18 protein-coding genes and 1 pseudogene are annotated in these 18,704 nt (G+C 64.7%); 5 read left to right on the top strand and 14 right to left on the bottom strand.

What is annotated here, in order from left to right:
• Window positions 1-136: 136 nt before the first annotated feature.
• The 5 genes from ACZY08_RS09335 to ACZY08_RS09315 all read right to left on the bottom strand — a co-directional run bounded on the left by ACZY08_RS09335 (window position 137) and on the right by ACZY08_RS09315 (window position 6,762).
• Complete coding sequence (locus ACZY08_RS09335; protein ID WP_463745098.1) at window positions 137-2,428, bottom strand: esterase-like activity of phytase family protein; 2,292 nt, start codon at window positions 2,426-2,428, stop codon at window positions 137-139.
• 95 nt (window positions 2,429-2,523) lie between these two features.
• The gene (locus ACZY08_RS09330) at window positions 2,524-2,922 is read right to left on the bottom strand and encodes a hypothetical protein (protein ID WP_463745099.1); all 399 of its coding nucleotides are present in this window, start codon (window positions 2,920-2,922) and stop codon (window positions 2,524-2,526) included.
• Window positions 2,923-2,952: 30 nt separating this feature from the next.
• Window positions 2,953-3,303, bottom strand: a complete 351-nt coding sequence (locus tag ACZY08_RS09325; RefSeq protein ID WP_463745100.1) for a hypothetical protein — start codon at window positions 3,301-3,303, stop codon at window positions 2,953-2,955.
• Window positions 3,300-5,726: an AAA family ATPase gene (locus tag ACZY08_RS09320; protein WP_463745101.1), complete on the bottom strand. Its 2,427-nt coding sequence runs from the start codon at window positions 5,724-5,726 to the stop codon at window positions 3,300-3,302. Before ACZY08_RS09320 ends, ACZY08_RS09325 begins: the two co-directional genes overlap by 4 nt.
• 289 nt (window positions 5,727-6,015) lie before the next feature.
• Window positions 6,016-6,762: a class I SAM-dependent methyltransferase gene (locus ACZY08_RS09315; RefSeq protein ID WP_463745102.1), complete on the bottom strand. Its 747-nt coding sequence runs from the start codon at window positions 6,760-6,762 to the stop codon at window positions 6,016-6,018.
• Between the two features lie 78 nt (window positions 6,763-6,840).
• Here ACZY08_RS09315 and ACZY08_RS09310 point away from each other — a divergent pair, with 78 nt between their 5' ends.
• Window positions 6,841-7,221, top strand: coding sequence for a nuclear transport factor 2 family protein (locus ACZY08_RS09310; protein WP_463745103.1), 381 nt, complete (start codon window positions 6,841-6,843; stop codon window positions 7,219-7,221).
• A 71-nt stretch (window positions 7,222-7,292) separates the two neighbouring features.
• On the opposite strand, the gene ACZY08_RS09305 is transcribed toward ACZY08_RS09310, so the two are convergent.
• On the bottom strand, window positions 7,293-8,255 hold the full coding sequence (locus tag ACZY08_RS09305; RefSeq protein WP_463745309.1) for a mechanosensitive ion channel family protein: 963 nt from the start codon (window positions 8,253-8,255) through the stop codon (window positions 7,293-7,295).
• A gap of 304 nt (window positions 8,256-8,559) precedes the next feature.
• Between ACZY08_RS09305 and ACZY08_RS09300 the strand changes: the two genes are divergently transcribed.
• The gene (locus ACZY08_RS09300; protein ID WP_463745104.1) at window positions 8,560-10,545 is read left to right on the top strand and encodes an OPT family oligopeptide transporter; all 1,986 of its coding nucleotides are present in this window, start codon (window positions 8,560-8,562) and stop codon (window positions 10,543-10,545) included.
• Between the two features lie 436 nt (window positions 10,546-10,981).
• On the opposite strand, the gene ACZY08_RS09295 is transcribed toward ACZY08_RS09300, so the two are convergent.
• From ACZY08_RS09295 to ACZY08_RS09275, 5 genes are all read right to left on the bottom strand, one after another.
• Window positions 10,982-11,365 carry a type II toxin-antitoxin system VapC family toxin gene (locus ACZY08_RS09295; RefSeq protein ID WP_463745105.1) on the bottom strand — a complete coding sequence of 128 codons (384 nt, stop codon included), beginning with the start codon at window positions 11,363-11,365 and terminating at the stop codon, window positions 10,982-10,984.
• Complete coding sequence (locus tag ACZY08_RS09290; RefSeq protein WP_163664374.1) at window positions 11,362-11,577, bottom strand: antitoxin; 216 nt, start codon at window positions 11,575-11,577, stop codon at window positions 11,362-11,364. Before ACZY08_RS09290 ends, ACZY08_RS09295 begins: the two co-directional genes overlap by 4 nt.
• A 66-nt stretch (window positions 11,578-11,643) precedes the next feature.
• A complete protein-coding gene (locus tag ACZY08_RS09285) occupies window positions 11,644-12,789 on the bottom strand; it encodes a hypothetical protein (protein ID WP_463745106.1) in 1,146 nt (381 codons plus the stop codon).
• Between the two features lie 79 nt (window positions 12,790-12,868).
• Complete coding sequence (locus ACZY08_RS09280) at window positions 12,869-13,378, bottom strand: hypothetical protein (protein WP_463745107.1); 510 nt, start codon at window positions 13,376-13,378, stop codon at window positions 12,869-12,871.
• Window positions 13,379-13,404: 26 nt separating this feature from the next.
• Complete coding sequence (locus ACZY08_RS09275) at window positions 13,405-14,367, bottom strand: ribonuclease H family protein (RefSeq protein WP_463745108.1); 963 nt, start codon at window positions 14,365-14,367, stop codon at window positions 13,405-13,407.
• A 151-nt stretch (window positions 14,368-14,518) separates the two neighbouring features.
• Between ACZY08_RS09275 and ACZY08_RS09270 the strand changes: the two genes are divergently transcribed.
• The 3 genes and pseudogenes from ACZY08_RS09270 to ACZY08_RS09260 form a co-directional block, all read left to right on the top strand.
• Window positions 14,519-15,217 (top strand): endonuclease/exonuclease/phosphatase family protein, encoded by a 699-nt coding sequence (locus ACZY08_RS09270; RefSeq protein ID WP_463745109.1) that lies wholly within the window; start codon window positions 14,519-14,521, stop codon window positions 15,215-15,217.
• A 23-nt stretch (window positions 15,218-15,240) separates the two neighbouring features.
• The gene (locus tag ACZY08_RS09265; RefSeq protein ID WP_463745110.1) at window positions 15,241-15,576 is read left to right on the top strand and encodes a hypothetical protein; all 336 of its coding nucleotides are present in this window, start codon (window positions 15,241-15,243) and stop codon (window positions 15,574-15,576) included.
• A 27-nt stretch (window positions 15,577-15,603) separates the two neighbouring features.
• Window positions 15,604-15,816: pseudogene (locus ACZY08_RS09260) on the top strand (hypothetical protein); the annotation flags it as partial.
• A gap of 53 nt (window positions 15,817-15,869) precedes the next feature.
• On the opposite strand, the gene ACZY08_RS09255 reads toward ACZY08_RS09260, so the two are convergent.
• The 3 genes from ACZY08_RS09255 to ACZY08_RS09245 all read right to left on the bottom strand — a co-directional run bounded on the left by ACZY08_RS09255 (window position 15,870) and on the right by ACZY08_RS09245 (window position 18,630).
• Window positions 15,870-16,289 (bottom strand): hypothetical protein, encoded by a 420-nt coding sequence (locus tag ACZY08_RS09255; protein ID WP_463745111.1) that lies wholly within the window; start codon window positions 16,287-16,289, stop codon window positions 15,870-15,872.
• A gap of 119 nt (window positions 16,290-16,408) precedes the next feature.
• Entirely contained in the window at window positions 16,409-17,590 is a 1,182-nt protein-coding gene (locus ACZY08_RS09250; RefSeq protein ID WP_463745112.1) for a hypothetical protein, read from the bottom strand.
• Complete coding sequence (locus ACZY08_RS09245) at window positions 17,587-18,630, bottom strand: cell division protein ZapB (RefSeq protein ID WP_463745113.1); 1,044 nt, start codon at window positions 18,628-18,630, stop codon at window positions 17,587-17,589. The genes ACZY08_RS09250 and ACZY08_RS09245 overlap by 4 nt, the downstream gene beginning before the upstream one ends.
• Window positions 18,631-18,704: the final 74 nt, after the last annotated feature.

Below are 18,704 nucleotides of genomic sequence, written 5' to 3'. Positions count from 1 at the left end.
GGCGTCGGATTCGCTCCCGGCAACAATGTTGTACTCCAGCCCCTGTGGCGAATGTGCCGCTTCTCCAGACATTTTCGACGTTTCTCATGAAAGCCTGCACATTCGGCACAGCTCCCCGAAAAGGGCAGGCCCCGTTCTAACCCCGCAGCGCTTCGGCGACCGGGCCGAGATCGAGCAACACCGTCTCACCATTGGCGTCGTCGAGCCCGTCGTTGTCCGTGACGACGTACAGGTTCTGATTGCCGGCGATCGCGAAGCCTTCGACCTTCTCCTGCACATAACCGTTGGTGGCCTGCAGATCCGGCACCAGATTGCGGGCCAACGTCTTCGGCAGAACCGGTGGCTTGTCGGCGGCCGATGTCACGCCCGGGGCGTCGGGAACCGCCACCCGGTACAACGCTTTGAGTCGCGCGTCGGGGCCGTTGAGCTTGTCCCGCTCGAGGACCAGCAAATCACCGTCGTGGACGGCGATTTCGGAGACACCGATCCAGTCGTCCTTCGTGCTGGTGGATTCCAACTGGTAGCCGAACCATTCCCACTTGTCCCCCGTCGGCGTGTAACGCCCGATGCGGACCACACCCGACGGGTCGGACTTGAGCTCACGTTGCAGCGCGATCCAGACGGAATTTCCGTCGACGGCGACACCTTCTAGGCCCTGGCCACCCAGCTGAGCTGCAACATCTTTGGGCAGCGGAACCCGCTTCTCGATACGGCCGTCGGCGGCGACGTAGACCAATTGGTTGCCGGGACCGTCGTCACCTTCGACCGCCAGCACGAAGCCGCCGTCGGGTCGGGCGGATACGCCCTCAATGTCGAGGGTGACAGGCTTGCCGTCTTCGGTGATCGGCAGCGCAGTGTCGATCAGCGCCGGTTTCTGCGCCACGTCCACGCCGAGGATGCGCGCCGGGCCGTACGCGCTGTCGGTGGCGGTGTAGAGCCGATTGTCGTCGCGAGGGTCGGCCGACAGCGCGCCGAGGGCACCCCATCCGATCGGTGCGCCGTCGATGTCGCCGGAGACGATGGACGGAAAGTCCGGTTTGCCTGTGGTGGCGAAGGATTCGCCGTAGCCGTAGAGGTTGACCGAGGCCCGTACGCGAGCCTCGGCATCGTCGGACTCCGAGGAGATGGCCAGCAGATTGCGTGACGGGATCGGCAGGACACCCTCGGGGCCGGGCGTGGTGGGCAGGATCTGCCGGAACCTGGGAGCGGCCGGTTCACTGACGTCGTAGACGGCGACGAAGTTGCTGCGCTCCGACGCGACAAGCACGATAGGCCGGCCACCAATGTTGGTGATGGCCAGGCCTTCCGGCTCGGGGCCCTTTGACTCGGCGCGGCTTTCGATGTGCAGGCCGGAGCGCACGGCGAGTTGTTCGAGGGAGTTGCCGGCGTCCCAGGTGATCTCGCCCGTGCCGGCGTCGAAGATCGTCCAGCCGCGGGCACCGCCCTTCCAGTCGCCTTCGTTAGCAGTGGCGAGGTAGTCGTCACCGATCCAGCCGATGGCGTCCGGTTCCCGCGGGGTGTCCTTGATCGAACCCGTCTGGTCGATCGTGTCGTCCTCTTTGGTGTCGATTCCTTCGACGGATTGGCTTCCGGCGCTGAAGATCTTGGTGACCTTGCCGGTGGGTCCGTCGATGACGGCGATGCCGTTGTTCTCCTGCAGCGTCACCGCGACCTGGCCGCGCGAATTGATGCTGACGTACTCCGGTTCGAGATCCTCGGGTGTGTCCAGACCGGCCTTTCGCGCCGCTTCCACGTCGAAGTCGACGGTGCGGGGTTTCCAGGTGTTCGGCGCGCCCTTGAGGTCGATCAGTTGCACGAATCCGGTCGGCGGCTGGGGAAGATCGCCTTCCTTCTTGCCGGGCGGCGTGAACTCCTCGTTGCGCTGGTTCTCCATGGCGATCGCGGCGAACGCGCCGTCGGGGCTGATGGCGATCGAGTCAGGCTGACCGCCCAGATCGATGCTGTGCACACGGGTACGGTCGTTGACCCGGACGATGTCGACGCGTCCGGAGGGCCGTGCGAAGTCACCGCCGGTGGTGTCGACGACGACGAGGACGTGCTCGCCCACCGCAGCGACCGAGGTGGGCTGGTCGTCGGCATGGCCCAGCTCAGCGAGGGAAAGCGTGCCTTTGCCAACGGGTTTGGCGGGATCGTGGATGTCGACGAAGCCGATGCGTTTGGCGGCGGCGTCGGTGTAGATGACGGTGTTGCCGTCGGGGGTGACGGTGGAGATCTCGGCGACCGTCTCTTTTTCGAGCGCGTCCGCAGCCGGTTTGTTGAGGTACACCGGGTAGGTGGCGGTGCGGTGGTAGCGGTCCGCCTCGGGCAGGTTCCAGTCGATCGGTGAGGTCGTCTCCCCGGTGGAGCATCCCGCCAGGAGCAGTGCTGCCACCGTGGTCACTGCTGCAGCCCGTCTCGCCGTTGTCATTCGCCACCTTCTTCAGTTGTGCCGGTGCGTCGGACGAGCGTGCCTGGCACAGGTGACTGACAGGGATTCCACAGGTGAACGGAAAGCGACGCGCGCTACAGCGGTGCTGAGAGCGGGCCGAGCACCTGGCATTGCGGGGCGATCTCCGCGATGCCCAGCCAACCGCCGCATCCCCGGCCGGTGGACACATAGGTCGCTCCGGGCTGGTAGGGCGCCAGCACCTGCGCCGGTTGGGCTCCCCTGCCCTGATTGCATTGGATGGGTGAGGCGTTGTCCTGACGCTGCACGCACGCCACGGTGAAGCGGGGGTCTGCCGGCGCTCCACACGCGGATGGGGCGACGGTCGCGCTGACCATATCGGTGCCGTCGACATGCACGACGGCGGGCGGCGAGAGCGTGAACGCGCAGGGTGGCGCGGGTTCGGCGTGGGCGGGTGTAGCGATGACGCCCGCGATCACGATCCCTGACAACAGCACCGAACAGGCCCGAGCCATGTGCCGATCATAGTTCCGCTGACTGGTCGATCAGAAGGGCTCGGCGGGAATCAGTGACGCGACCACGCCGCACAGGTACTCGACCTCGGCGGTGGACGGCTGCATCTCGAAGGCGTGCACATGGCAGGCGACGCTGAGACGGTTCCAGGCCAACGCTGCGCGGTCGGCGTCCTCGGCGGTGTCCAGGGATCTGAGCACGACGAGCTTGCTGCGCGAATTGGCCCGGGGAGCGTCCGCATTGAGGGCGGAGCATCGCTGATCGATGATCTCCTCCAGCGCCTGGCGGGCCAGGAACGCCGCGACCCGTGACGACAGCCCTTCGGCCGATCCGGGTGCCCGCAGAACACGTTGCGCCTGGCCGAGCAGGTCCATCACACTCATCGCAACGCCAGCACTTCGAGCACCGTCTTCTCCAGGTCACGGGCGTCGTGGATGGAGACCGGTCTCGCGTCGCCGTGTGCGCCGGCGTTGCAGATCCGCAGTGCCCGTTGACGTTCGCCTTTGAGCCATGCCGTCAGATCGGTCCGCGGATCACCGTGGATCGCCAAGGCCAGCCGGCTCGAGGTCTTCTTGGCCGACAACCATTTGTCCTCGGATTCGGTGAGTGCTCGACCGGCCAGCGCCTGCTTGGCATAGAAGGTCTGCTTGGCAGCGGATTCCAGCGCCATCCGGAACAGCGCCGGTGCGGCCCGGCCTTTGATGTCCTCGGGCATCTTGGTGTCCTTGATCAACGCGAAGATATCGTCGACCTGGCGCCGGGCCGGATTTACGTTGTCGCGCACGGTGACCCGTGAGCCCTTCTCGCGGACCACTTCGATCAGCCTGGCATCGACTCCGGTGTCCCGGATGACCGAGGCCAGCCGGTCGTCGTGGGAGAAGACGATCACCTGGTGTGTCTTCGCAATCTCGCAGAGCACCTGGACGAAGCCGTCGATCTTCGACGGGTCCATCGCCTGGATCGGATCGTCGAGCACGACGAATCGGAACGGACTCTGCACCGAGGTCGCCCGCGGCAGGAACAATGCCAGCGCCAGCGCGTGCAGCTCCCCCTGGCTCATCACTGAGAGTGCCTTTGTGGGCTTGCCGTCGACCGCGCCTTCCAGCACCACCTTGCGCCGGGTGGAGGTCCCTTCGAGGGAGATCTCGACGAGGTCGACGTTGCTTTCCTGACGCAGCTGGTGCCAGATGTCACGGGCTTGGGCGGCAATGGGTTTGAGCCGCAGATTGCGGAAGGCGGCGGCGTGCTCGTTGACCCATTTCTTGGCGGCGGTGACGGCGTTGAGTTCGTCGTCCACTGCCCGGGCCTGTTCTTCGAGGCCGACCCAGCCGCCCAGCTGGGCCGCCAGCGGCGCCCACGCGGTTTCGCGTCGCGCGAGTTCGTCGGCGGCCTCGGCACGCAGGGATTCGGCGGCGGCGATCACCTCGGTCAGCGTCGACTCGGCGTGCGCCGCCAGGGCATCGTCGCCGACCGGGATCTTCCGGGCCGCGGCCACCGCGTCGTTGTAGGGCGACAGGGCGGGAAGGTCGACGCCGGGCACCGTGACCGCCGGGACGAGTCCCTGAATCAGGCCGATCAGATGCGACCGGGCGGATTTGAGTTGTAGTGCTGTGGAACGGTATTCGTCGAGCAACTCGTCGCTTTGCGCAATGTTGGCCTGAGCGGCCGTGGCCCAGTCCGCGTCGAGGTGGCCCTGCGCGCACACGGGGCAATCGACGTCACCGGCCTGATGGTGAAAGCGCAGCGCGGTGCGCAGCAGGTCGACGCGTTGGCTGGTGAGGTCGATCGTGGCGGTCGCGGAGTCGGCCGCGGCCTTGATGGCGGTGCGTAGTTGCCGGGTCGCCTCCTCGACGCTGTCGATGGTCGGCGTCTCGACCTGGGCCAGGGCCCGCAAGGCGGGCACCACGTCGGATTGGGCCTCGCCTGCCCCGGTCGCCAAGGCGCGGACATCATCCAGGGGCACAGGACGTTTGCGCAGGAGTTTGGCCGCGCGCCCCGCTCGTTCGTCGGCGTGCCCGGCCAGCGCATCGAGGACGCGCTTACGTTCGGCGTCGGCGGTATCGCTGGCGATCTTGATCGCCTTGAGTCGGGTGGCGAGGAGCTTCTCGGTGTCGGCGAGCGCGTCGAGCCCCAGCAGTTTGGCCAGCGCGTCGTACAGCGCTGACGGCCCACCGTCGAACAGCCGGCCGAGCTCCTCGTAGGACAACAGCGGACGGTGCAGTTCCAGGGCGCGGGTCCAGCCCAGGGCCGCGGTGCCGTCGACTCGCTTGCCCCCACCGGTCTGCGTCCAGGTGGCGCGGTTGTCCAGCTTCTCGCCCTGATCCCAGTCCACGCCGATGGTGAACGGGCCGAGCGCCTCGCGGGTGAACCCGACCTGGATCTCGCACGGGTCGGGGTGGTGGAGGTTCTGCCAGGCCTCCGCCCACAGGCTCTCCTTCTTTTTCCAGCGATAGCTCGTTCCGGTGAGCGTGAGCTCCAGCGCCTCGGCGAAGCTGGATTTACCCGAGCCGTTGCGGCCGCTGACCACCATCAGGCCCGGCGCGGGGAAGAGGTCCAGCCGCGCGGACGGGCCCACACCGCGAAATCCGGAGACCGTGATCGAACTCAGAAATGTCGGCGTTGGACTGGTTTCCGTGGCCTCGCCGCTTGCGCCAGATACCTCGGCCAGGGCGCCGAGGACGACGTCCTTCGCCCCGTCGGACAACGCGTCGTCAGCTCCGAGCAGTTCCAAGATGACGTCGTGTACGGACTGTTCGGCACCTGCGGCGGCTGCGGCGGCTGCGGCGGACTCACCCTCTTGCGGCATGCAACGATTTAACTATCTGCGGCCGACAATTTTGTCGGGATCGTCAGTTGAGCTTCGTCGCCTCAGGAGCGGAGGCTCTCGGGATGTCGTGCGCCGGCCCCTGTGGCGAACGTGCAGGTTTTCCGGCCAAGTCGGCGTCGGTGGCACACATAACGTGCACGCTCGTCACAGTGCTCCGCAGCGCACATCCAGCCGAGTAGCGCGATCGTCAAGAGCATTCGTTGTGGACGGTTCCTACTCCGAGGCGCGGTCCCTGATCAGGCAGAGGTGTCCAGGGCACCGCCTGTTGTCAGACCCTCCCGCGTGCGGCCCACGCGGTGGCGCTGACGGTGAAGGGTCCGCCACCCAGATGGTCGCGAGCCACCGATGCGAGATGTGCGCGACCGGCATCGTCCAATCTCTGGACATGGTCACCAGCGGGACCGACGCCGAATGTGTACGGCTCCCACCAGTCTTCGAAGGTGGCATGTACAAGGTTGACCGTCAGGGGGCGCTCGTCCACGTCGCGCAGGCCGGCCGCTTCGAATATCTCGGTCAGGTGCCCCCGATGCGCCCCGGAGAGCAGTGCTTCGTCCTCAGCATCTGGGGCATTGATGTGAACAGCCTCCCAGAACGGCGCCAGCGCGCCGGTCGGACCGTCCCACACGCATGCTGCGACGACGCCGTCACGCCGAGTCACCCGGCCCATCTGCCTCACGCCGGCCACCGGATCCGACATGAAGTGCACGACCAATTGCGCCAGGGATCCGTCGAAAGCAGCTGCGTCATAAGGCAATTCCTCTGCCGTGCCCTGCCGCGCATCGGCATCGGGGAATCGTGCGCGGATCGCATCGACGAACGGCGGCGACGGATCGATCGCCGTGACGTTGGCTCCCACCGACAGCAGTTGCGCAGTCAGCGCGCCTGGCCCGCATCCCACGTCGAGCACCTTGTCGCCCGCACCGACCCCGGAAAATGCCACAAACATCTCCGCAAGAGGCTCGGCGTACCGGCCCATGAAGCGCGTATAGGCGTCCGCGGGGACAACAAAACCCACGAGGAAATGCTACGTCGCCGACTCTGCCGGGAGACCGATTCGCGACCTACCCACATTCGCACCGATACGGTTCTTGCCATGGCTGACGACGACCTGCGGACTGCTCTTGAGGCACATTGGGCGTCATCCGACGTGGACGACTTCGACGCCGAACATCGGATCTACCGGGGCGACGCGGTCCTCGACTATCCCCAGTCAGGTGAGCGGATCCGCGGGCGAGACAGGATTCAGGCTTCTCGCGAAGCCCAGCCGAATGCCAAGCGCTTCACGGTCCGCCGCATCGTCGGTGGCGGTGACCTATGGATCAGCGAACTCGTGCTGACCTACGACGGGCAACCGTCCTATGTGGTGAGCATCATGGAATTCGTGGAGGGCGAAGTCGTCCACGAGACCCAGTACTTCGGGGATCCGTTCAGTCCCGGTCCGTCCCGCGCTCAGTGGGTCGAATCGATGGAATGACAACGCTGTTCGCCCCTCGAAACTGAGGCGAGTCTGGGCTGGTAGGGCGAGACGCGGATCAACCCGGCGAATTACGTTCCGTTGGTCTCCTGACCACCGCCGACGTACGCATGTATGCGGCCCTGGGGATAGGGCAGGTTGATTCCGTTTTCGTCGTAGGCGCGCAGAATTTCCCGACGGAGCTTGCGCTGCACCGACCACTGCGCGTTCGGACGGGTCTTGAGGGTCATCCGCAAGGTGAGCTGGTCGGCCGCCAGCGACTGCACCCCGAGCATCTCCGGTTCACCGATGACCTTGCCGGCCATCTTCGGATCGGCGATGACGTCGTGGGCGGCTTCGACAGCGACCTGTTCGGCGCGGTCCACATCTGCGGTCAATGCGACGGGGACCTCGACGCGGGCCACGGCGTAGTCCTGGCTCATGTTCCCGACGCGGGCGATCTCGCCGTTCCGGACGTACCAGAGCGTGCCGTCGATGTCGCGGACCGTGGTGATCCGCAGCCCGACACTCTGCACCTCCCCGGACACCTCGCCCAGGTCGACGGTGTCGCCGACGCCGTACTGGTCCTCCAGCAGCATGAACACCCCGCTGACGAAATCGCGGACCAGATTCTGGGCACCGAAGCCGATTGCGAGCCCGACCACCCCGGCCGAGGCGATGAACGGCGCGATATTCACCCCGAGCACGCTGAGGATCGCCAACACGACCCAGACCAGCAGCACAATCGACACCGTCGACTTCAGCACCGAGCCGATCGTCTGCGCCCGCTGCTGACGGCGTTCGGCCGCCCGTATGCTGCTGGTCGTCGCCGAGGCACGATCACGCAAATAGCGCAGCATCGGAGGTTTTCTGGCTTGCCCTTCCACCTCCCCGCTACGGGACTTCTTGGTCCTGCCGGTGGTCGCACGGTCGATCATGCGATGCAGCAAAAATCGAATGATTAACGCAACAACGATGTACGCGGCGACCCGAATAGGAACCTCGATCAACCAATGTCGATTGGTATCTGTCCATTCGAAAGCCTGGTTGTACATTTCCACGTTTTCGACGGTACGGCAGAACTGACGCAGGCGTCGAATGAGCGGGCCCACCTGCGCACTTGCACGACCAATTCGCTTTTGTAATAAGCATTTTCGGACTGCAGAAATGCGGGCAGGCCTCGCCCCAGACGAAACACGCTGATCAGCGGCACCGTATGCCCGTTGCCGTGGTTCCCCGCCAGGCGGCTTAGACCGTTGAATATTGACGTGGGCTCACTCGTGTCTGTGAGCCGATCGCACAGCGATACTGCCGCCGAGTACCTACCGTGTATTCACCAGCAACCGAGAGGATGCCGAGTTGGCCGTCGAAAGCTCCGCGAACCCCACCACGCCGACGCTGCGCGAGCTCACCGTCCGCGGCATCCTGCTCGGCGGCGCGATCACGCTGGTGTTCACCGCCGCCAACGTCTATCTCGGTCTCAAGGTCGGCCTGACCTTCGCCACCGCCATCCCGGCCGCGGTGATCTCGATGGCCCTCCTGCGCAACTTCGCCAACCACTCCATCGTCGAGAACAACATCGTGCAGACCGTCGCCTCGGCGGCCGGCACGCTCTCGGCGATCATCTTCGTGCTGCCCGGGCTGATCATGATCGGCTGGTGGACCGGGTTCCCGTACTGGATCACCGCCGCCGTGTGCGCGGTCGGCGGCACCCTCGGCGTCATGTACTCCATCCCGTTGCGCCGGGCACTGGTGACCGGCTCGGATCTGCCCTATCCCGAAGGCGTCGCCGCGGCCGAGGTGCTCAAGGTCGGTGACAGCACGCGTGGCGCCGAGGAGAACCGCATCGGCATCCGGGTCATCGCGTTCGGCGCGCTGGTATCGGCCGGATTCGGACTGTTGGCCAACCTCAAGGTGCTGGCCAACTATGTGGCGGCGTACTTCCGCGTCGGGGCCGGCGGTTCGATGTTCGGCGCCAGCCTCTCGCTCGCGCTGATCGGGGTGGGGCATCTGATCGGGATGACCGTCGGCATCGCGATGCTCGTCGGGTTGATCATCTCCTTCGGGGTGCTGCTGCCGATCCGGACCATCGGGACGTTCGGGACCGGTGAGTCGGTGGCCGACGTGATCGATGGTGTGTTCGTGCACGAGGTGCGGTTCATCGGCGCCGGGGCGATCGCGGTGGCCGCGGTGTGGACGCTGCTGAAGATCCTGCGCCCGATCATCAAGGGCATCACCGAGGCGATGGCCTCGGCGCGGGATCGGCGTGGCGGTCAACTGGTCGACATCACCCAACGCGACATCCCGTTCCCCCTCGTCGTGGGGGTCATCGTGGCGATGCTGATTCCGATCGCAGCGCTGCTGTGGGAATTCTCCCGCGGCACCGCACTGCAGGGCAGTTCGACCGGGATCATCGTGGCGAGCCTGGTGTTCGTCTTCGTCATCGGCCTGATCATCGCGGCGGTGTGCGGCTACATGGCCGGCCTGATCGGCTCGTCGAACAGCCCCATCTCCGGGGTCGGCATCCTGACCGTGATGATCGCCGCACTGCTGATCAAGGTGGTCTTCGGCCGCGCCGATGGCGACCAGTCCCTCGCGCTGGTGGCCTTCACGCTGTTCGTCGCGGCCGTCACGTTCGGAGTCGCCACCATCTCCAACGACAACCTGCAGGACCTCAAGACCGGTCAACTCGTCGGCGCCACACCCTGGAAACAGCAGGTGGCCTTGATCATTGGGGTTCTGTTCGGGTCGGCGGTCATCCCGCCGGTGCTCGACCTGATGCAACGCGCGTTCGGCTTTCTCGGCGCGCCGGGGGCCACCGACCACGCCCTGGCCGCGCCACAGGCCGCGCTGATCTCCTCACTCGCCAAAGGCGTGTTCGGCGGGTCCCTGGACTGGTCGCTGATCGGCTTGGGTGCGGCGATCGGGGTGGCGATCGTGATCGCCGACGAAATCCTGTGTCGCACTTCCCGGTTCAGCTTGCCCCCGTTGGCCGTCGGGATGGGTATGTATCTGCCGATGAGCCTGACGCTGATCATCCCGCTGGGTTCACTGCTGGGCTGGTTCTACAACCGGTGGGCCGATCGGAGCGACTCCGCGGCCGGCACCGAACGCAAGAAGCGCCTCGGCGTGCTGCTGGCCACCGGCATGATCGTCGGCGAGAGCCTCTACGGCGTCGTTTTCGCCGGGTTCGTCGCCGGCACCGGAAGCGACGACCCGCTCGCGATCTTCACCGGCAATGACGGGACTTTGGCTGAGGTTCTCGGGGTGATCGGCTTCGCGGCCGTGCTTCTGTGGTTGTACAAGCGGACGCAGAAGATTTCGGGGCGTGCGGTGGAGGTGTGATCTGACGCGAGGCCGGCACCTCGTTGAGTTTGAGTCGATGGGGGTCTGTCGGTGATGTCCTGTTTCGGGGCGCTGTGGCGAACGTGCAGTTTTTCCGGCCAGAACTGCCTCGTGACGCCAAGATCCTGCACGCTCGCCACAGTGCACCACATCGAACGTTGGGATAAGAATTCGCGTCTCGCACTTCATGCTTCGGCGGCTGCGCTGCCCGGTTCGAACCGCAGTGGCAACGCCTCGCCTTCTCGTCCCTGCTCGTGTCGTCCACAGCCATTTCTTGTGTGCGGGTTCGTAAGACCTGGCTATGCCTTCTAAATGTAGCGAATCACGGGCGCCAAAACGTCCTCGGCGATGCCCTCACTCGCCCAGCCCTGACGGTGAACTTCGCGACGAACCATCGATAGACATCGCATATGCGGGCGAGCGCGGGCAACAGCGCTCAGCGAGGCACGACCGTGATGGTGCATCGAGGTCCGTTTGCCCCGGACAACCGCACATCCGCAGTGACCAGGGCGCAGTCTAGATTTTCGGCAAGCGCGACATACATTGCGTCGTATGGCGTTACAGCGGACCGGAGTTCCCAGACCCGTTCCAGGAGCGGTCCAGCGGCATAGCGAATCAGCCCGAGTCTTCGCCAGATATCCAGCGCCTGACGCGCTTCCTCTGTCCCGAGCAAGCCGGCTGCGACTTGACGACGCAGCACACTGACAACTTCCACGTCCACCAGATGCGGTACATGAATCGGTTCGGCCACAAGAAGTCTCCGGGCCGGCCCATCATTCAACAGCGCCGAGACTGCCGCCGACGCGTCGAGCACGATCACCTGCGTTCGGATTCCAACTGCTCGACGATCGTTTCGGTGGGAATGTCGAGATCGGGCAGTGTGGCGACCAGCGCCGCGTTGTCGACTCGGCGAGTCGCCGCATCGAGTTCACGGATTGCCACGGCAGTCACCGACGTGCTCGCGGCACGTGCCATCCGCTCGAGTCGATCCATGACCTCGTCGGGGACATTACGCAGATGCAGAGTTCGCACCGTCTCAGCGTACGCTTCTCGCTTGCATTCTGCTAGCAAATTGCTAGCAGAATGGGATCATTTCTTTCAGCCTGCATCGTCGAGGCTCCAGTAGTTCTCCGCTTGTCTCAGGATGTCTTTCTTGTAACGCGACCTCAGCTGGTCGATCACCGCGATCGTGTGCGCCGTCAGCTCCTCGCGAATCCCGCTCTGCGCGTGGACGAATGGGATGAAGGCACGCAGCAGATCAGGCGCGTCCAACACGACCTCCAACGGAGTGTAGGAGTCGTCGTAGTACGGGCTGCCGATCGCCCGTTCCACGCGGATCTCACTCCACCGCAGCGGATCACCACAACCAGTCTCGATCAGCTCGAGCAGCAGATCCCGGTGGCCGCGGTCGGCAAAGGGCGCTGCTGAGTCGGTGGCGAAGAACCGGTCGCACAGCTGCCCGGCCGCCACCCAGTCCGTGGACGGCCGCTGTACACCACCTTCGGGCAGCTGCCGTACCAACCACTGAATCAGGGCTCGGCACTGCGGCCAGGTATCGGTCGCACGCGTCAAGGTCGGCTCCGAAAGCGCATCCTCGATCCACGCCCTGGCATCGGCCAGGGTCATCTCGACGACATAGGTATCACTGCTGGAGGCGACCGCCCGCGCAAGACACTGGTCAATCGGATCCCACACGACGATGGCATCGACGACGCCGGACAGTCCGTTGTGGTCGATCAAAACGGACGCGGTCACCTCGTGTTTGCCGTCGAATCGCGCGCCGATCACAAGTTCGTCGGCGTCGCCGAGCACATCAGCGAGGCGCACCGCGCGGTACATCTCGACGTGCGACAGACCGGTGATCCATTGCGGCAGAGGATCGTTGCGCTCAGCAACAGCTTCTCTGCATCGCATCTGGAGCTCTGGATCATCGACGAGAAGTTGAGCCAGCACGGCCAGCAGCGCCGTCGTCTCCCGATTACGCTCACCGATCATGCCGTCGACAAACCGATCCAGGAAGCCGGCGTCGTACTCCGACTTTGGCCAGTCCAACGGATCGGGCCTGCCCTTCTGGATCACGTAGCCGGCCGTGCCAAGCAGACTGTGGGGGTGTCTGCCCGAAACGGTCATGCGTATCGCGTCCCCGAAGGTTGTGTCGGGACGAGATTCCCGGTCGCGTTTCCTGGCCCGCCGCACATCACGACGAGCCTCTTTGGCCTTGCGTTCACGTCGTTTGTCTCCCATAGGCGGAGGCTACTCAGGGGTGCTGACACCTCCGCCGGCTGCTCAAGTCCCTTCGCATCCAGGGCTTTCACCCCGGCTCCTACCGCTCGATGAGCAGCGACGCGTCGGTCCAGTAGCCGCCCATGTAAGGCACTGCGATCACCGCGATCACTCTGTGCAGTGGCGTCCGGCCCGGGCAGTTCTCGGTGAGGAGCATGTCGTAGCGGTAGGTCCTGGTGTCGGACGAAACCCACGAAATGTCCATCGTCCCCTGCTCACCCCGATCGCGGACCGAGTCGAGGGCGTACCGGCAATCAGGAAGCGGAAATGCCGCCTCGATCAGGCGGTCGAGTTGCAGGTTGCCCGGCGCGTCCGGCGCGGCGCTGGTGTTGCGCAGCAGCTGCAATCGCTTCGGGTCTCGCGAGTTCAAGGCGGCGACGAGGTCCTGGGCCCGTTGTTGTTGCTTGTCCGGCAGATAGGGCTTCATCTGCCGCAGTCGGTCATCCTCGACCTTCCCGAGGTACCAGCCCGCGGCAGCACCACCGGCGATGAGGACGACGAGCACGAGTGCCGCAACCAGGGCCAGGCGTCCGACGTTGACTCTGCGCACAGCGCCCCCTCTCCGGGCGCACAACACTACGCCGGCACACTGGCGACCCGACAGAACTCCGCGGCGAACGCCTGCGCGATACCCGCAGCGCGGCGGTGGTACTCGGCGTCATCGAGATCGGCGTCGCCGCGTCGGTATCGTGAGCCCAACCGCGCCAACGCGTCCGCTCCCTCGTTCAAAGGGACACCGGAATGCCCGGGCACCCATCGCATTTCGATCCGGTCGCGCTCGAGATAGATGCGGCGCCGGGCGGCGTGCAGGCAGTGTTCGCGACCGGGCTCTTCCGCTGGGTACTCGGCAGGCATTGCCGGCTGGCCGCGCTTCCAGCCGTTCACCATGGCGATGGCGTGCTGGCTGTCGGACAACACCGTCAGGTGATGGCGGAGCAACGCGGACACCGCGGCGCCGATCGCGCGCAGTTCGGCGACGAGCACCGGTTCGGTACCGACACGTTTGGACGACGACCGATATCCGGCCAGCCCGTAGTCCCCGGACGAGGTGAGCCAGCCGAACCCGGCGTGCTGTTGACGCACCGAGCCGTCGGTCGCCACGGTCACGGGCCCGCCGTCGACCGAGCGTGGCGACGGGAGGGGTACCGGCTGTGCCGGGCAGGCATTCTGCACGGATGCGACGGCGGCGGCCAGCAATGAGCGATCGGCATGGTCTGGACGCTCGATCCACCAGTCGCCTGCCGCCTCGGAGATCTGCCCGGCGTAGCGCCACAGCGGGCTTCCGCAAGTCAGGTTCACGACGAACCGCAACCGCTCCAGCCCCTGGCGCCCGGCGCAGACCACGCCGATGGCATCGAGCACCGCCACCTCGAGATTGGGCGCCGCCACCACTCCTGAGCACGACCAGGACTCCCCGACCGCGGCATACCGGTAACCGAACGCCGTCTCGGCGACCGCAATCGCGATCGACTCGGCCGGACGCGGGCGCGCGAACACCAGGTCGACGCGGCTGGGGCGGGCCTGAGGTACCTGAACCATCTCTCACCTCCCACGAGTTTCAATGGGGAGACAGTAGGGGTGGCCACCGACAGTGCATCGGTGCGCGAGTCGGGCTCGACCGGTTTGTCGGTACCCCTCCTCATACTGATCGGCTCGCTGGAGATTCCATGCCGAGCGAGAGGACTCCGGCATGACGATCCGCATCGCGACACTGAACATCCGCCACGGTGGCAGCAAGTTCGGTGACGCACTCAGCGCGCGACTGCTCGGCTATGACGCCGACCTGCTCGTCGTGACCGAGTTCCGGGCCAACGAGGCGGGCACCGCTCTGGTCGCCCAGCTCGAACACGCCGGATATACGACCACGCATCCCATGGCCGAGCCGAAGCAGAACACAGTGCTCATCGCGTCCCGCACCCCCATCGACCGGGCGGCGCCCTTCACCCGGGGTCTGCCCGGCCGGCACCTGTGGTGCGCGGAGTTCGACGGGACCCTCGTCTGCGGCGTCTACCTGCCGCAGGCCCACGCGAAGCTGCCCTACTGGGAGGTGTTGATCGACCGTGCCCGCCGCAGCGGAGTCGACCTGCTCATCGGCGACTTCAACACGGGCAACAACGATCTCGACAAAGATCCCAAGGGGACGAAGTTCATCGGACCGGAAATGCCCGGCCGCTTGATCGCCACCGGGTACACCGACGTGTGGCGGTCGCTGCATCCGACCACCCGCGAGTACTCCTGGTTCAGCCGCCCCGGCGACAACGGATTTCGCCTCGACTACATCTTCGCCGCGCCGGAGTTCGCAGAGCGTGTCGTGGCGAGCGAATTCGACCATGCACCGCGGCTGGCCCGCGAGACCGATCACTCGGCGCTCGTGGCCTCGTTCAACTGAAAGCCAACCAACGGAAGGAGACCATGAGCGATCAGAGATGCGTGCCGCGTACCCGGTGGCCGCTGAGCATCATCCGCGGTTCGAAACTGCCTGACCCGCATTGTGTTCGCGTGACCGTCACGTTCTACATGAGCTCCGACATGGGGACCGTTGACCTCGCGGTGCACGGGTACGCGCTCGGGGCGACACCGCACGAAGCCGTCGCCCGCACCAAGGAATACGTTCTCGTGCAACTGCATCGGGTGATCACGGGGCGGGGCGGAACGTTCGAGCGGTGGTGGGCCGAAGACAAATACGGCAACGTCCTCGAATCTCACGACAACTACCAACGCCCCCGCCGGCCGCAGATGTCGAGCTAGGGTCGATCTCGCTGTCGACCACTCCGAATGACGCCGCCGTGGCACCAAGGTACGCCGCCGTGGCACCAAGGTTTCGTGCCCGACGCCATTGATTCCCTGCTGCTCGGTCAGCGCGTGGTGGCGATCTTGGAGACCGGTGCCCGGGTGGCGACGTACAAGCTGGCCACCCTCATCGCGCTCATCGACCACGGCATCGAGAACCTGCCGGAGCTACCGTCTGATTCGTTGACGGTGCCTATTTGATCGGCACGCTCTTGCAAAAGCACGCAGGCGAATCACCTTGCAGACAGCAGCTATTCCTCAGCGCTTACGCCGCCTGGCTCGAACCTGACCGGCAACGCTTCGTCTTCTCGTCCCTGTCGACGAAGTTCTTCTAGCCACTGCGCATAGTCGGTCTCGTAAGACCTGCCCAGCTCCTTGCCCTTATCAGTAACCCGTAACCACAGCGTCCACGGCCAACCCGCACGATCATCGAACCGGTCAACGTTCTCAGCAGATTTCCGTTGGATCGACTCTTGCAGCGAGCTGTTCCAGGGGACGAAACGCGCGCCATGGTCTTGCAAGTCACCGATCTCGGCTACACCTTCGCTTATCAGCAGACGAACCAACTCAAGTGTCTTGTGTTGTATTTCAGCGCGGCTTTCGGACAGATTTTCCTCCGCGACATGCCGGTGCACCTCCCAGAGTTTGACCCAATCATGCTGGCCCTCCACGCGAATATTCTCGCGCGCAGACAGTATTTCCTATCCTCCTGACCAGCACGTACCCATGGGTCCGAGCGTACCAATAGTGCGGCGCTTGATTTTCGCCTATGCGTCGTGACCGCCCAAAGTCAGGAAGGCCAGGCCGTTTCGATCTCGCGGGCGAGGTCGAGCTGCCACGGTTCAGCGACGTCGAGCAAAATTTGATCCCATTCGGGCGCAGAGGATCGGCGTGCCGCGGCGGCATCGGCCACCACTTGCAGCGCTGTCCTGCCTGCTATCAGAAGCGTCGGCACATGAACATGCCTGAGTGACGAAGGATGTTTAGTAATAAGACCTTTCGCGGTCGCCTTCCCGATCGAGGCTGCGCCGACCAGCGAATGCGCCGCAAGCCGCAACTCTGTCCGCTTTCGCTCTTCCTGACGAATCAGGACAGCAGTCCCGCGTGTTCGAAACGCCTCAACGTGCACATGCGTGCGAATCACGAGCTCGGTCGTGAGAGTCGTCATTCCCGGCGCCACAGTGGCCGACCGAACGTTTAGCCCCTCCCCGCTCCGCAATCCTTTGTACGCATGCAAGGCAAACTTTCTGATCGCTTCGTCGTCCATCTCATATAGCAAGGATGATCCGGGTATCGGGAGACTCATCGGGGTAAGCACGTCGGCTCCCAGATGCATAAGCCACCGCAGCAGCGCCTCTTCGAAGGTGTCAACGACGTCAAATCGTCCGCTGGCACTGACTTTGGATCGCTGCCCAGCCGACCACCCGACGCCTCGAAACTCGCCGTCCATGATCTGGCGCAGCGCTTCGAACGGCCGGGCCAAATCGTGGCCGGCAGACTTGACACGATGGGCCCGACCGCCGAACCCCTCACCCATGTAGTCGATCGGTAGACGCGTTCCTGCCTTCTCAAATCGGCGCAAGACGTTGGTTTTCGTCAGAGCAAGGAGGCGGTTCCGGACCGCTCTGTCGATGGAAGCATCGAACCAAACGCAAGCCGTCCCGAGGACCCCCGCGAGGCCCACCATGGCAACGTCCGCTGTGCTCCACTCGATCCGTTGCCGACTGCGCCATTCAGCGAGTGCCTCTGCCTGCTCAGCGGTCAGCGCCGCATCGAGATCGACATCGATCCAGGAGTTCGATTCCCGCAAGCCGTCGTTGAAAACTGTCAGGTCTCGGTAGGGTTGCGAGGGCGGAGCAACGGGAAGCGCTGAGGCGACTGGGTCGTCAGACAACGCATTGGCGATGGCGCGGTCCATCGCGTCCAGCCGCCTGCGTTGAGTATCGAGATTGCGATCGAAGTCTTCGGTCATCCAACAAACGCCGGCAACCGGTCACGAACAACCTCGAGCGTCGCTTTGGCTTTCTCGGCGTCGGATCGGACTTCCCGCAGACTCGACAGTTCATCTTTCAGCGCACGGTTCTCGTCGCCGAGGCGCTTGTTTTCGGCCTTCAGAGCAGCAATCCGTTCGCTAAGGAGATTGATTCTGTCGGAGAAGTCGTTGATACGGCTCTGCAGACCCTCTGCCACCCGACGGAGCTTCTGATCACGGTCCTGAGAATCGGCAAGAACCAACTTGGCCAGCAGGTCAAGCTTTATGGCATCGGCAACCACTTCAGCTGAACCGACACGGCTGAATCGGGCAGTGGCTCCCGCTGCCCCCGCGGCGAAAACACTGCCGACTCCCGTCAGCAGAATCGTGCCGCCGAACACGCCGAAACCGCCGGCTGCGATCGAACCACCGCCCAGCATGGCCAGACCAGCTGACGTCGCCGCGGCTCCAGAGAGTCCTAGACTTGCACCGATTGCTCCCCCAACAGCTGGGGCGGCCCACCCTGCCGTAACTGCGCCCAGCCCAAGCCCGACGACCGAAACTGCCGCGACCTTCCCCCACTTGATGGACTTGCGTTTCAGCTGACGCATCAACGCGTCGAATTCCCTTGTGGCCGCCTCGAAGTCATCCTGCGACACGCCCGCAAGCTGCTGAACAGCCGTTTGCAGGCCCGCCTGACGCGCCCCACTCACCCATTTCTCGGCCGGGTACCAGGGATTGAAGGTCATCAGGTCGATCAACAGGATCATCCCGCGTGATCGCGAGTCGATGGCACGAGCACGTTCAGCTGTCATGTCCGGGCCGAATGAATCGGAGGGCGCGTTGTCACCCGCGCTTCGTGCGGCCACGAGAAATGAACGATGAAACTCGTTCAATACCAGTTGCTTGCGTTCTTTGCGAGCGTCCCGACGTTCCTCAGAGAGGTCGGTGCGCATCATCTGCAAACGCAACGAGTGCAAAGTCACCAGCTCGCCTGGATCCAGGGTCAACTGGTCCGCCAAGTCATCGGCATCGTGCATACCGGTTGATCTCCCTTCATGTGCGCAGGTGGACAATAGCCCGCTGCTATGACACGGCTAGTGCTTTTCCTCGC

This window comes from Mycobacterium sp. IDUB_9 (assembly GCF_055419505.1).
Note: the sequence above shows the minus strand (reverse complement) of the source record. Positions and strands in the feature narration are given on the sequence as shown.